Here is a 13,685-nt window from a genome sequence, read left to right as displayed (position 1 = left end):
TTTACTGCGCCGGTGTCGGCAGGGGCGGAATCGCTTCTGTCGGTGCCGGTAGTGTCGGATTGCTGGTCGCCGGTGCGGCGGCAGGCTCTTGCTGCGGCGCAATCGGCGCAGGTTCGACAGGCGGCGCAAGCGGCTCCGAAACCGCAGGCTCTTCCTTCGGCGCCTCGACCTTCTCGGCAACCGGCGCGGCCTTCGGCTCCGGCACACCCAGGTCAGCTTTTGGCTGCTCAGGGATATGCTCGGCCTTTTTCACTTCTTGCGGCAGGAACACGTCCACCAGCGCAAAGTAACGCTCGTAGAACTTCGGCGCCGAGACGGTTTCGCTTGCGACTTTGACCATCGAGTCATCGGTAGAGCCAATCGGCATCGACACCGAACCCAGTACGCCCACTCCCAGACTCGCAGAGTTGTTGACCTTCTTCAGGGCGTAACGGTCCTGCAACGCGTTGGCAAACATCGTCGAGTGGTTGGTGCCCTTGCCATCATCGGCACACACTACGTTGAAGCTGATCTGCAGATGGGTCTCGCCGGTCTGCTGGAAACTCTTGTTACCCACCACCAGCTTCGGATCGCTGCTGGTGATGATGTAGCCCTGGCTCAGCAACGCACGTCGCGCGGCTTCGCACGCGGCCACATCGGTCACTGGGTAATCACGGGAAAACGTACCGGAGTCGTCGAAATTCTCATGTTCATAAATAGCGGTCTTGGGTGACGAGCAGCCCGCGGCGCCCGCCAGCACCAGCGCCAGCCCAAGGCTGCGCAAGTGAAATGATGTCAACATTGAAAATCCTGAGAGAAACGGTCCGGGCGGTATTGTGCAACAGAACGAGGCCTTGGCGCGCGCATTCCTGTCGGTAAAACGTCACAGGCCTACGCGCTGGGGCCTGCAGGAAACAGCCCTGCACACATATGATCAATAAACACACGCAACTTGACCGAGGCATGGCGGCTGGAGGGCCATAACATCCAGAAACTTCCACGGTGCTCCAGGTAGTCATCCAGCACCCGTTGCAAGCTCCCTGCCCCCACGGCCTGGTTGACCATGTAATCCGGCAGGCAGGCGATGCCCAGCCCTTCGTGCACCACGTGGTTGAGGGATTCGATGGTGGTGCTGACCAATGGCGTGCGCAAGGCGGGCTCTGACTCGCCGGGTTCGAGGCGCAGCGGCCAGGCCTCGAGTTTGCCGGTGGCGCAGAATTTGTGCCGCAGGCAGGCGTGATTGCTCAGGTCCAGGGGCCGCCGTGGAGTGCCGTGTTGCTGGAAGTACGCCGGCGTGCCGACCAGCACCAACTGGTAATGCCCTAAATGTCGCGCCATCAAGCGCGAATCTTCCGGCTTGCCGGTGCGAATCACCGCGTCGAAACCTTCCTCGATCACGTCCACCATGCGGTCGGAAAAATCCACATCCAACTCGATCTCCGGGTAGGCGCGCATGAAGTCGCTGAGCACCGGCATCAACAGGCCGCGCACTTGCGGCACGCTGATGCGCAGTTTGCCCCGAGGTGTGGCGCTGGCCTCGGTCAGCTCGCGCTCGGCGGCCTCGACCTCGGCCAGGATGCGCCGCGAACGCTCAAGGAACAGCGCACCCTCGGCGGTCAAGGTGATGCTGCGCGTGCTGCGGTGGAACAGGCGCACGCCGAGACGTTCTTCCATGCGTGCAATGCTTTTGCCTACCGCTGAGGAAGAAATGCCCAGCACTCGCCCGGCAGCGGTGAAACTGCGGGCTTCCGCCACCTGCACGAATACCGAAAGACTGCCCAGACTGTCCATGATGTGCCTCGTAATTGCGGACACCCCTGTCCGATAAGTTCGGAACCTTAGCCTGTTTTTCCGCCGCCCACAGCCCCCTACTCTGGCGCCTTGGCCTTTTCAGGGATACAGCGTCATGACAGCATTTACCGAATCCGCAACGACAACCCAGGGCGATACGCTACCGCTGGGTGGTTTATTGGCGCTGGCGTTCGCCGGGTTTATCACCATCCTCACCGAAGCCATGCCCGCCGGGCTTCTGCCACAAATGGGCGAAGGCCTGGGCGTGTCACCCGCCCTCGTCGGCCAATTGGTCACGCTGTACGCCCTGGGCTCATTGCTCGCTGCCATCCCGCTGACGTTGTGGACCCGCGGCTGGCGCCGGCGCCCGTTGCTGCTGGTGGCCATCGGCGGCTTTGCCTTGGTCAACAGCGTCACCGCGTTCTCCAGCCATTACGGGCTGATCCTGGTGGCGCGCTTTTTCGCCGGTGTCTTCGCCGGACTGCTCTGGGCGCTGCTGGCAGGTTATGCGAGCCGGATGGTCGCGCCGCACCTGCAAGGCCGCGCAATTGCCGTGGCGATGCTGGGGGCGCCGCTGGCGTTATCCCTCGGCGTACCGGCGGGGACCTTGCTGGGGACCGTCGTAGGCTGGCGCCTGAGCTTTGCAATCATGACCGGGCTGACGCTGGTGTTGCTGATCTGGGCGCGCTGGCAACTGCCGGATTTTGCCGGGCAAGCTACAGGCAAGCGCCTGGGGCTGCGTCAGGTACTGACTTTGCCAGGGATTCGTCCGGTGCTGTGGGTGACGTTTACCTACGTGCTGGCCCACAACATTCTCTATACCTACATCGCCCCACTGTTGGTTCCCGCTGGCCTTGCGGCGGATATTGACCGCGTGCTGCTGGTTTTTGGTGTCGCCGCGTTGTTGAGCATCTGGCTGACGGGCGTGTTGATCGATCGCTGGTTGCGCAAGCTGGTGCTGATCAGTTGCGCGCTGTTTGGCCTGATCGCCCTGGCGTTGGCGTTCTGGATCACCTCCCCCAGCGTGATCTACCTCGCGGTGGCCTTGTGGGGCCTGGCGTTCGGCGGCCTGCCGGCCTTGTTGCAAACGGCACTGGCCAAGGCCGCTGGCGACTCGGCGGATGCCGCGCAGTCGATGCTGGTCACGGTGTGGAACCTGGGCATCGCGGGCGGGGGATTAGTCGGCGGCCTGCTGCTGCAGGGCTGGGGGGTGATTGCATTTCCGTGGGCGGTGGTGGCGTTGATGGCCTTGGCCCTTTGCAAACGCCCATAAAAAAGCCCCCGGTCTGTTCAGGCCGGGGGCTTTTTGTTCAAGCGGGCATCAGAACTTCTTGATGTCAGCCTGGCTTTCCAACTGCTTGCGGTACGCGGCAAAGTCTTGCTGGCCAACGCGGGAAGCGAGGAAGCGGCGGATTTGCGCCTTTTCTTCGTCCGTTGGGGCAGCCGCTTCGTTGACGCCGTTCAAGCGCACGATCACCAGGCTACCGTCAGCCAGGGTCACGGTGGTGAAGGTCGGCTTGTCCTTGGCCGCAGGCTTAGGCATGCGGAACAGGGCTTGCAGCACAGCAGGGTCGATCGCTTCCTGATTGCGGCTGGCCGCTTCAGTCACTTTCCACGCCTGGCCATCGACCGGTTGGGTCAATGGCGTCTTGCCTTCACGCAGGCTGGCGATCAACTCGTCAGCGTGAGCCTTGGCAGCTGCGCTTGCACGTTCCTTGGTCATCTGTGCGCGAATCGCCGCTGCTACGCTTTCCAGCGGCAGTTGCGCTGGCTTCAGATGCTCTTTGGCACGCAGCACGATGATGGTTTCCGGGTCCAGCTCAATGGCGGTGCTGTTGGCACCCTCATCCAGCACTTCCGGGCTGAACGCGGCGGTGAGCACGGCACGGTTGGCCGCAACACCTTCGCCACCTTCACGGCCAAACGGCGCGGAGGTGTGCACGGTCAGCTTGAGGTCGGACGCCGGCTGAGCCAGGTCGGAGGCCTCGAATGCCGCATCTTCCAATTGCTTGGTCGCTTCGACAAAACGCTGCTCGACCTGCTGGGTCTTGAGCTCGCGGGTCAGCTTGTCTTTCAGGCTGGCAAACGATGGCACTTGAGGTGCTTCAACGCCCAACAGCTTGATCAAGTGCCAACCGAAGGACGAGCGAACCGGTGCCGAGACCTGGTCCTGGTTCAACGCGTACAGGGCGGTTTCGAAGTCCGGGTCGTAGACGCCAGGGCCGGCAAAGCCGAGGTCGCCGCCGTTGTTGGCAGAACCTGGATCCTGGGAGAACTCCTTGGCCAGGGCTTCGAATTTCTCACCCTTGGCCAGGCGCGCCTGGATCTCTTCGATCTTGGCCTTGGCTTGCGCCTCGGTGACCTTGTCGTTGACTTCAATCAGGATGTGCGCGGCACGACGCTGTTCAGCGAGGTTGGCGGTTTCTTTCTGATAGGCAGCCTGCAGTTCTTCGTCCTTGACGGTGACCTGGTCAAAGAAGGACGACTTCTTCAATTCCAGATAGTCGATGACCACCTGGTCCGGGGTCATGAACTCTTTGGCGTGCTGGTCGTAATAAGCCTTGACCTCGTCGTCGGTGAGCTTCACCGCAGCCGGGTCGGCCTTGATGTTGACGGTGGCGAAATCGCGGGTCTGTTTTTCCAGACGGGCGAATGCCAGCACTTCAGCATCGGTGACAAAACCGCTGCCAGCAATGCCTGCGCGAACCTGGCCGATCAGCATTTCCTGGGTCAGCATCTGACGGAACTGCATACGGCTGTAGCCCAGCTGACGGATCACCTGGTCAAAGCGCTCAGCACTGAACTTGCCGTCCACCTGGAACTCAGGCGTCAGCAGGATCGTCTGGTCCAGTGCCGCTTCGGAGAAGGCGAACTTGGAGTCCGCAGCGCCTTGCAGCAACAGCTTACGATCGATCAAACCCTTGAGGGCCGCTTCGCGCAGCAGTTTTTCGTCCAGCAGCGAAGCGTCGAAATCCTTGCCCAGCTGTTGCATCAGCTGACGGCGCTGCATGTCGACGGCCTGGCTCAATTCGGTTTGAGTAATCTCTTCACCGTTGACCTTGGCCACGTCCTGCTTGTTGTTACCGGAAGCCTGGAAAATGGCTTCGATACCGGTGAACGCCATCAACGCGACGATGATCCCGATAATGGTCTTGGCAATCCAGCCTTGTGAATTGTCCCTGATATTTTGCAGCATGCGTCCCCCAGAAACGGTTGAACTTCAAAAATTGGCAACCGTGGAGCGTGGGTAGAGTACGGATATAAGAAAGGCGCATCCAAGGATGCGCCTTCTCGCAACTGGCGGAGCGGACGGGGGTTTGAATCCGCCCCCCGGCTTGGCGACCCGATGGATACGTGGGTCTGCTGCCGCTCCGCTGCCAGGTCGAACCTGCGTTCGACCCGGGTAGGTAAAGGCTGGATCGAAGCTTAGTTAACAGCTTCTTTCAGGGCTTTACCGGCTTTGAAACCTGGTTTCTTGGCAGCAGCGATTTGCAGTGCTTTGCCAGTCTGTGGGTTACGGCCAGTGCGAGCTGGGCGGTCAGTCACAGAGAAAGTACCGAAGCCTACCAGTACTACGGAGTCGCCGGCCTTCAGAGCGCCAGTGACGGATTCGATTACTGCATCCAGCGCACGGCCAGCAGCAGCTTTCGGGATATCAGCGGATGCAGCGATAGCATCAATCAGTTCCGACTTGTTCACTCTAAGTCCCCTTATATATCTATTGAGTATGATTCTAAGTTTTTTGGTGAAAGCAAAAACCAGTGCTGAATGGCCTACAGACACTTATAAGAGCCGCTTTATAACAAGGGCTCTAAAAAGCTGTCAAGGAAGCCCCCAGGCTTATTCGCATTAATGCGTGCTAATTCTTTCCTTGGAATCAGACTCGCGTTTTTCGTCCTTTGCAACTATCTCGGGAGCCACATCCGGCAAGGGCTCCGGCGCGTATTGCAGCGCAATTTGCAGGACCTCGTCAATCCATTTAACCGGTTTAATCTGCAGATCCTGCTTGATGTTGTCAGGAATTTCCTTCAAGTCGCGAACATTCTCTTCAGGAATGATCACGGTCTTGATGCCGCCACGGTGAGCTGCAAGCAATTTCTCTTTCAGGCCACCGATCGCCAATACCTGGCCACGCAGGGTGATTTCGCCGGTCATGGCGACATCCGCACGCACAGGAATACCCGTCAACGCCGACACCAGGGCCGTGCACATGCCTACACCCGCGCTAGGGCCATCCTTCGGGGTCGCCCCTTCTGGCATGTGGATATGGGTGTCGTGCTTCTCGTGGAAGTCCAGGGGAATCCCCAGGCTCTTGGCGCGGCTGCGCACCACGGTCTGCGCGGCGGTGATGGATTCGACCATCACATCACCCAACGAACCGGTCTTGATCAATTGGCCCTTGCCTGGGATCACCGCAGCTTCGATGGTCAGCAACTCGCCGCCCACCTGGGTCCATGCCAGGCCAGTGACCTGACCGACTTGATCCTGCTGCTCGGCCAGGCCGTAGCTGAATTTACGCACGCCGAGGAAGTGCTCCAGGGAGTCGGCCGTGACCTTCACCGAGAAGCGTTTTTCCAGCGCATGCTCCTTGACCGCCTTGCGGCAGATCTTCGCAATCTGGCGCTCCAGGCCACGCACACCGGCCTCGCGGGTGTAGTAGCGGACGATGTCGCGGATCGTGCCGACTTCAAATTCGATCTCGCCCTTCTTCAAGCCGTTGGCCGAAATCTGCTTGGGCGCGAGGTACTTGACGGCGATGTTGATCTTCTCGTCTTCGGTGTAACCCGGCAGACGAATCACTTCCATCCGGTCCAGCAAGGCTGGCGGAATGTTCATGGAGTTGGAGGTGCACAGGAACATTACGTCGGACAGGTCGTAGTCGACCTCCAGGTAATGGTCGTTGAAATTGTGGTTCTGCTCGGGGTCGAGCACTTCCAGCAAGGCCGACGCCGGGTCGCCACGCATGTCGCTGCCCATTTTGTCGATTTCATCGAGCAGGAACAGCGGGTTGCGCACACCCACCTTTGTCATCTTTTGAATCAATCTTCCTGGCATCGAACCGATGTAAGTCCGGCGATGGCCACGGATTTCCGCTTCATCACGCACACCACCGAGGGCCATGCGCACGAATTTGCGGTTGGTCGCGTTGGCGATGGACTCGGCCAGGGAGGTTTTACCCACACCCGGTGGACCGACCAGGCACAACACCGGACCACGAATCTTCTTCACGCGTTTTTGCACGGCGAGGTATTCGAGGATGCGTTCTTTGACTTCTTCGAGGCCATAGTGGTCGGCGTCGAGAATATCTTCGGCGCGGGCCAGGTCCAGGCGTACTTTGGTCTGCGCCTTCCACGGCACCTGCACCAGCCAGTCGATGTAGGAGCGCACCACGGTGGCTTCGGCCGACATCGGCGACATCTGCTTGAGCTTGTTCAGCTCGGCAGTGGCTTTGGTCAGGGCGTCTTTGGGCAGGCCTGCGGCATCGATGCGCTTTTTCAGCTCTTCGATTTCGTTGTGGCCGTCCTCGCTGTCGCCGAGTTCTTTCTGAATGGCCTTCATCTGCTCATTCAAGTAGTACTCGCGCTGGCTGCGCTCCATTTGTTTCTTCACACGACCACGGATGCGCTTTTCAACCTGCAACAGGTCAATTTCGGCATCCAGCAACGCCAACACGTGTTCGACACGGGTGGACAGGTCGATGATTTCGAGGATGTCCTGCTTCTGCTCGATTTTCAGCGCCATGTGCGCGGCCATGGTATCGACCAGGCGGCTCGGCTCATCAATGCTATTGAGGGAGGACAGGACTTCAGCCGGGACTTTCTTGCCCAGCTGCACATACTGCTCGAACTGCGAGAGCAGGCTGCGTACAAAAACTTCGGACTCGCGCTCTGGGGCTTCGACTTCATCGATCAGCGCCACTTCAGCGCGCAGGTGACCGTCCACCTCCATGAAGCGCTCGACGGCACCGCGCTGCTCGCCTTCCACCAGCACCTTGACGGTGCCATCAGGCAGCTTGAGCAATTGCAGGACAGTGGCAATGGTGCCAACGCGATACAGGGCGTCTTCGCCTGGATCATCATCAGCAGGATTCTTCTGGGCCAACAGCAGGATTTGCTTGTCGCCCGTCATCGCTGCCTCAAGGGCTTCGATAGACTTCTCGCGCCCCACGAACAGCGGGATAACCATGTGCGGATAGACGACGACATCACGCAACGGCAGGAGAGGCAATTCAATGGTGGTCTTCATGATTTCGCCTCTATGACAGATGAAAAATAAGCTTGAAGCCAAGATGGGGGCTGCTTGCGAAAAAAACAAGCTCAATGCCAGCAGTTAAACGCAGGAAAATCCCTACAGCTAAAACTGATACAAAAAACAAAGGAGCCCCTAGAGGCCCCTTGTTTGTAAAGCAACCGCCAAACGCTTACGCGTCAGGCGCAGCCTTGGCAGCCGGCTCACTGTTTTCGTAGATATACAGTGGCTTGGACTTACCTTCTATGACGCTTTCGTCGATCACCACTTTACTCACCTCGGACTGCGAGGGGATTTCGTACATGGTGTCGAGCAATACGCCTTCGAGGATCGAACGCAGACCACGTGCACCGGTCTTGCGCTCCAGTGCCCGCTTGGCCACCGATTTGAGCGCGTCGGTACGGAACTCGAGGTCCACGCCTTCCATTTCGAACAGCTTCGCGTACTGCTTGGTCAGGGCGTTCTTCGGCTCGGTGAGGATCTGAATCAAAGCAGCCTCATCCAGCTCGTCCAACGTCGCCAGGACTGGCAGACGGCCAACGAATTCCGGGATCAGACCGAACTTGACCAGATCGTCAGGTTCGACTTCACGCAGGGACTCGCCCACCTTCTTGCCTTCTTCCTTGCTGCGCACTTCCGCACCGAAACCAATACCGCCACGGGTAGAACGCTGCTGGATAACCTTTTCGAGGCCGGAGAACGCGCCACCACAGATAAACAGGATGTTACGCGTATCAACCTGCAGGAATTCCTGCTGCGGGTGCTTGCGGCCGCCTTGTGGCGGTACAGAAGCGACCGTGCCTTCGATCAGTTTCAACAGGGCTTGCTGCACGCCTTCACCGGAAACGTCCCGGGTGATCGACGGGTTGTCGGACTTGCGCGAGATCTTGTCGATTTCGTCGATGTAGACAATACCCATCTGGGCCTTCTCTACGTCGTAGTCGCACTTCTGCAGCAGTTTCTGAATGATGTTCTCGACGTCTTCACCCACGTAGCCAGCCTCGGTGAGGGTGGTGGCGTCGGCGATGGTGAACGGAACGTTCAGCAGGCGAGCGAGGGTTTCTGCAAGCAGGGTTTTACCCGAGCCTGTAGGACCGATCAGCAAGATGTTGCTCTTGCCCAGTTCAACTTCGTCGCCTTTCTTGTCACGCTGGTTCAAGCGCTTGTAGTGGTTGTACACCGCTACGGCCAGAACCTTCTTTGCACGCTCTTGACCAATCACATACTGGTCAAGGATGCCGCTGATTTCTTTAGGCGAAGGCAATTTATGCGCACTGCTCTCGGCCTGGGCTTCCTGCACCTCCTCGCGGATGATGTCATTGCACAGGTCGACGCACTCGTCGCAGATAAACACCGAGGGGCCGGCAATCAACTTGCGCACTTCATGCTGGCTTTTGCCGCAGAAGGAGCAATAGAGCAGCTTGCCGTTGTCCTCGCCGTTGCGGGTGTCAGTCATTCGTTCGATCCAAATCCGATAGGCTTGCAACACAAGATGAAGGCTTATGCGGGCTTTTTCAAGCCCGCAAGTGGTCGGACATGCCGACCAGCCCTATTTTGAGCGGCTTATATTAAGCGGGGCGCTTGTCGATCACAGCGTCGATCAACCCGTAATCACGTGCGGCTTCGGCGCTCATGAAGTTGTCACGGTTGGTGTCGCGCTCGATTTCTTCCAGGGTGCGACCGCTGTGCTTGGCCATCAGCGTGTTGAGACGTTCACGAATAAAGAGGATTTCCTTGGCGTGAATCTCGATGTCCGACGCCTGGCCCTGAAAACCGCCCAGTGGCTGGTGAATCATCACACGCGAGTTAGGCAGGCAGAAACGCTTGCCCTCGGCACCTGCGGTCAGCAGGAATGCGCCCATGCTGCAGGCCTGGCCGATACAGGTGGTCGACACGTTTGGCTTGATGAACTGCATGGTGTCGTAGATCGACATACCCGCCGTTACCGAACCGCCTGGGGAGTTGATGTAGAGATGGATGTCCTTGTCCGGGTTTTCCGCTTCAAGGAACAGCAGTTGCGCGCAGATCAGGTTGGCCATGTAGTCCTCTACAGGGCCGACCAGGAAAATCACTCGCTCCTTGAGAAGACGCGAGTAGATGTCATAGGCGCGCTCGCCACGAGCAGACTGCTCGACAACCATCGGGACCAGGCCGCCAGCGGCCTGGATATCAGAGTTCTGCTGAATATAGGAATTACGGAACATGCTCTGCAGTTACTCCCAAATAGTCATGTCTTGAAAACGCATAAGCCAGCGCGAGGCTGGCTTATGGTTGTATTTCCAACGAGTTGGACAATCAGTCGGCTTGTGCTGCTTCCGCCGGTTTGACTGCTTCTTCGTAAGAGACCGCTTTATCGGTCACCTTAGCCTTCTGCAGAACAGTATCCACAACTTGTTCTTCCAGCACAACCGAACGTACTTCGTTCAGCTGTTGGTCGTTCTTGTAGTACCAAGCCACGACCTGCTCAGGCTCCTGGTAGGCCGAAGCCATTTCCTGGATCATTTCGCGAACGCGGTCTTCGTCAGGCTTGAGGTCGAACTGCTCAACCACTTTGGCCACGACCAGACCCAGCACAACGCGGCGCTTGGCTTGCTCTTCGAACAGCTCGGCCGGCAGTTGGTCAGGTTTGATGTTGCCACCGAACTGCTGAACCGCTTGAACGCGCAGGCGATCCACTTCGTTGGACAGCAGGGCCTTAGGCACTTCGATCGGGTTGGCAGCCAGCAGGCCGTCCATCACCTGGTTCTTCACCTTGGATTTGATCGCCTGGCGCAGCTCGCGCTCCATGTTCTTGCGAACTTCGGTGCGGAAACCTTCCAGGGTCGCTTCCTTGATACCGAATTGAGCGAAGAACTCTTCGTTCAGCTCTGGCAGCTTAGGCTCGGAAACACTGTTGACGGTCACGGTGAACTCGGCGGCTTTGCCAGCCAGGTCCAGGTTCTGGTAGTCAGCAGGGAAAGTCAGGTTCAGAACGCGCTCTTCGCCGGCTTTGGCGCCAACCAGGCCGTCTTCGAAGCCAGGGATCATGCGATTGGAACCCAGCACCAGCTGAGTACCCTTGGCGGAGCCGCCAGCGAATACTTCGCCGTCAACCTTGCCAACGAAATCGATGTTCAGCTGGTCTTCGTTCTGAGCGGCGCGATCGGTCACTTCAAAACGGGTGTTCTGCTTGCGCAGGATTTCCAGCATGTTGTCCAGGTCGGCATCCGCCACGTCAGCGCTCAGGCGCTCTACGGTGATACCTTCGAAACCGGCAACTTCGAACTCTGGGAACACTTCGAATACGGCAACGTATTCCAGGTCCTTGCCAGCTTCCAGGGACTTAGGCTCGATGGAAGGCGAACCAGCTGGTTTCAGGTTCTGCGCTTCTACGGCTTCGTAGAAGGAAGCCTGGATCACGTCACCCACAGCGTCCTGGCGCGCATCAGCACCAAAACGACGCTTGATTTCGCTCATCGGCACTTTGCCTGGACGGAAACCAGCGATCTTGGCCTTCTGGGCAGTCTGCTGCAGACGCTTGTTGACCGCAGTCTCAATACGCTCTGCCGGCACAGTAATGCTCAGGCGGCGCTCGATAGCAGTAGTATTTTCAACAGAAACTTGCATGGATATTCCTCGTTGCACAGACGTTAGCCGGCCATTTCCGACCCCAATCAAGGGCATGCATTCTAGAGGGTCAAACTCAAGAAGTCACCCTGCTGGAAATATGCCCGAAAACAGCCGGCAATTTATCGGTACGAAGGCACGGATGCACCTCGCCCCGGTGACAAATACATCCCATCACGCCAGGGCTCTGCGCCGCCCCTTCTATATATAGAAGAGGTCGCCATTCATCTCCCTGACGGCCCACCCTGCAAGCAGGGCTGGCAGGCAGCGCAGCATCATCGAGACACATAAATACGATGAAGCGCCCTGGCCTTGCGACCCAGAACCTGCAGCCGCCGAAAATCTGCACCGCTAAAACCAAAAAAGGCGCCAGACTGTTAAATCTGGCGCCTTTCGAATATGGGGTGGACGAAGGGGATCGAACCCTCGACAACGGGAGTCACAATCCCGTGCTCTACCAACTGAGCTACGCCCACCATATTGCATTAACAAAGAACTCAAACATCTTCTTTGTTGAACCTCACCTCACCTTACGGCAGGGCGACGCCTTGAAATTGGTGCGGATGAAGAGACTCGAACTCTTACGCCTCGCGGCGCTGGAACCTAAATCCAGTGTGTCTACCAATTCCACCACATCCGCGCTTGAAGCTCTTAAAGCAAAGGCGCCAGACGTTTAATCTGGCGCCTTTTCAAAATATGGGGTGGACGAAGGGGATCGAACCCTCGACAACGGGAGTCACAATCCCGTGCTCTACCAACTGAGCTACGCCCACCATCTAACGCTACTTGTGCCAAAGCTGCCTAATGGCGCACCCGGCAGGACTCGAACCTGCGACCATCCGCTTAGAAGGCGGATGCTCTATCCAGCTGAGCTACGGGCGCCTTATTAATCTGTACTCTTGGAGGATTACAAACTAAGTGCTTCCAGCCTTGCAGAACAACACTCTATTCTGCTCGACCTTCTTAACCAGTGCTAGGCTGTGCCCGACAAGTGCGACGAATAGTATAGACGCCTCGGAAAGCCGTCAAATCTTTTTTGAAAAAAATTCATTTTATTTAAGGGGTTAGGGCAATTTGCAGACCAAGCGCCTTTGCCCTCACGCCGTGGCATGCGAGAATGCGCACACATTTCTTCCCCCTCTCGATGGTTAATCACGCGTAATGACTGCACAACTTATCGACGGCAAATCAATCGCCGCCAGCCTGCGCCAGCAGATCGCCAAACGAGTCACCGAGCGTAGCCAGCAAGGCCTGCGCACGCCTGGCCTCGCGGTGATCCTGGTCGGCAGCGATCCTGCCTCTCAGGTTTATGTCTCGCACAAGCGTAAAGACTGTGAAGAGGTCGGCTTTATTTCCAAGGCCTACGACTTGCCTTCCGACACCACCCAACAGGCCCTGACCGACCTGATCGACAGCCTGAATGACGACCCGGCCATCGACGGCATCCTGTTGCAATTGCCGCTGCCCGAGCACCTGGATGCGTCCAAGCTGCTGGAGCGCATCCGCCCGGACAAGGACGTTGACGGTTTCCACCCTTATAACGTCGGCCGCCTCGCCCAGCGCATTCCGCTGCTGCGCCCCTGCACCCCCAAAGGCATCATGACCTTGCTGGAAAGCACCGGTGTGGATCTGTACGGCCTCGACGCCGTGGTGGTCGGTGCTTCCAACATTGTCGGGCGCCCGATGGCCATGGAGCTGCTGCTGGCTGGTTGCACCGTCACCGTGACCCACCGCTTTACCAAAGACCTCGCCGGCCACGTCGGCCGTGCCGACCTGGTAGTGGTTGCCGCCGGCAAGCCGGGCCTGGTGAAAGGTGAGTGGATCAAGGAAGGCGCCATCGTCATCGACGTCGGCATCAACCGCCAGGAAGACGGCAAGCTGGTCGGCGACGTGGTGTACGAAACCGCCCTGCCCCGTGCCGGCTGGATTACACCGGTACCCGGCGGCGTAGGCCCGATGACCCGCGCCTGCCTGCTGGAAAACACGCTGTATGCGGCAGAAACGCTGCACGGCTGATAACCGGCAGCCATGAAAAAGCCCTGCACTCACGCAGGGCTTTT

Annotated in this window: 10 protein-coding genes and 4 tRNA genes; 2 read left to right on the top strand and 12 right to left on the bottom strand. The window is 58.4% G+C overall.

Features of this window, described 5'->3' with window-relative positions; genetic code table 11:
* Position 1: 1 nt before the first annotated feature.
* A complete protein-coding gene (locus DBR46_RS26595; RefSeq protein ID WP_124528863.1) occupies positions 2 to 781 on the bottom strand; it encodes a DUF2242 domain-containing protein in 780 nt (259 codons plus the stop codon).
* A gap of 89 nt (positions 782 to 870) precedes the next feature.
* Positions 871 to 1,770, bottom strand: coding sequence for a LysR family transcriptional regulator (locus tag DBR46_RS26590; protein ID WP_124528861.1), 900 nt, complete (start codon positions 1,768 to 1,770; stop codon positions 871 to 873).
* Positions 1,771 to 1,885: 115 nt separating this feature from the next.
* Here DBR46_RS26590 and DBR46_RS26585 point away from each other — a divergent pair, with 115 nt between their 5' ends.
* Complete coding sequence (locus tag DBR46_RS26585) at positions 1,886 to 3,043, top strand: MFS transporter (RefSeq protein ID WP_124528859.1); 1,158 nt, start codon at positions 1,886 to 1,888, stop codon at positions 3,041 to 3,043.
* Positions 3,044 to 3,091: 48 nt separating this feature from the next.
* On the opposite strand, the gene DBR46_RS26580 is transcribed toward DBR46_RS26585, so the two are convergent.
* The 10 genes from DBR46_RS26580 to DBR46_RS26535 all read right to left on the bottom strand — a co-directional run bounded on the left by DBR46_RS26580 (position 3,092) and on the right by DBR46_RS26535 (position 12,507).
* On the bottom strand, positions 3,092 to 4,966 hold the full coding sequence (locus tag DBR46_RS26580) for a SurA N-terminal domain-containing protein (RefSeq protein ID WP_124528858.1): 1,875 nt from the start codon (positions 4,964 to 4,966) through the stop codon (positions 3,092 to 3,094).
* Positions 4,967 to 5,196: 230 nt separating this feature from the next.
* Positions 5,197 to 5,469: an HU family DNA-binding protein gene (locus DBR46_RS26575; protein ID WP_003174819.1), complete on the bottom strand. Its 273-nt coding sequence runs from the start codon at positions 5,467 to 5,469 to the stop codon at positions 5,197 to 5,199.
* A 150-nt stretch (positions 5,470 to 5,619) separates the two neighbouring features.
* The gene (lon, locus tag DBR46_RS26570; protein ID WP_124528857.1) at positions 5,620 to 8,016 is read right to left on the bottom strand and encodes an endopeptidase La; all 2,397 of its coding nucleotides are present in this window, start codon (positions 8,014 to 8,016) and stop codon (positions 5,620 to 5,622) included.
* Positions 8,017 to 8,191: 175 nt separating this feature from the next.
* Positions 8,192 to 9,475 (bottom strand): ATP-dependent Clp protease ATP-binding subunit ClpX, encoded by a 1,284-nt coding sequence (gene clpX, locus DBR46_RS26565; RefSeq protein ID WP_017136464.1) that lies wholly within the window; start codon positions 9,473 to 9,475, stop codon positions 8,192 to 8,194.
* 112 nt (positions 9,476 to 9,587) lie between these two features.
* A complete protein-coding gene (gene clpP / locus DBR46_RS26560; protein ID WP_017736926.1) occupies positions 9,588 to 10,223 on the bottom strand; it encodes an ATP-dependent Clp endopeptidase proteolytic subunit ClpP in 636 nt (211 codons plus the stop codon).
* 91 nt (positions 10,224 to 10,314) lie between these two features.
* Positions 10,315 to 11,625: a trigger factor gene (gene tig / locus DBR46_RS26555; RefSeq protein WP_124528855.1), complete on the bottom strand. Its 1,311-nt coding sequence runs from the start codon at positions 11,623 to 11,625 to the stop codon at positions 10,315 to 10,317.
* Positions 11,626 to 12,025: 400 nt separating this feature from the next.
* Positions 12,026 to 12,101 (bottom strand) — tRNA-His (locus tag DBR46_RS26550).
* Between the two features lie 79 nt (positions 12,102 to 12,180).
* Positions 12,181 to 12,265, bottom strand: a tRNA-Leu gene (locus DBR46_RS26545).
* A gap of 57 nt (positions 12,266 to 12,322) precedes the next feature.
* Positions 12,323 to 12,398: transfer RNA gene (locus DBR46_RS26540), tRNA-His, on the bottom strand.
* 32 nt (positions 12,399 to 12,430) lie between these two features.
* A tRNA-Arg gene (locus tag DBR46_RS26535) sits at positions 12,431 to 12,507 on the bottom strand.
* A gap of 279 nt (positions 12,508 to 12,786) precedes the next feature.
* Between DBR46_RS26535 and folD the strand changes: the two genes are divergently transcribed.
* Positions 12,787 to 13,641, top strand: a complete 855-nt coding sequence (gene folD, locus DBR46_RS26530) for a bifunctional methylenetetrahydrofolate dehydrogenase/methenyltetrahydrofolate cyclohydrolase FolD (protein ID WP_124528853.1) — start codon at positions 12,787 to 12,789, stop codon at positions 13,639 to 13,641.
* The last annotated feature ends 44 nt before the right edge of the window (positions 13,642 to 13,685 follow it).

It is taken from the genome of Pseudomonas sp. KBW05 (assembly GCF_003852405.1).
Classification (GTDB): Bacteria; Pseudomonadota; Gammaproteobacteria; order Pseudomonadales; family Pseudomonadaceae; genus Aquipseudomonas.
This window is presented reverse-complemented; position numbering and strand designations above follow the sequence as displayed.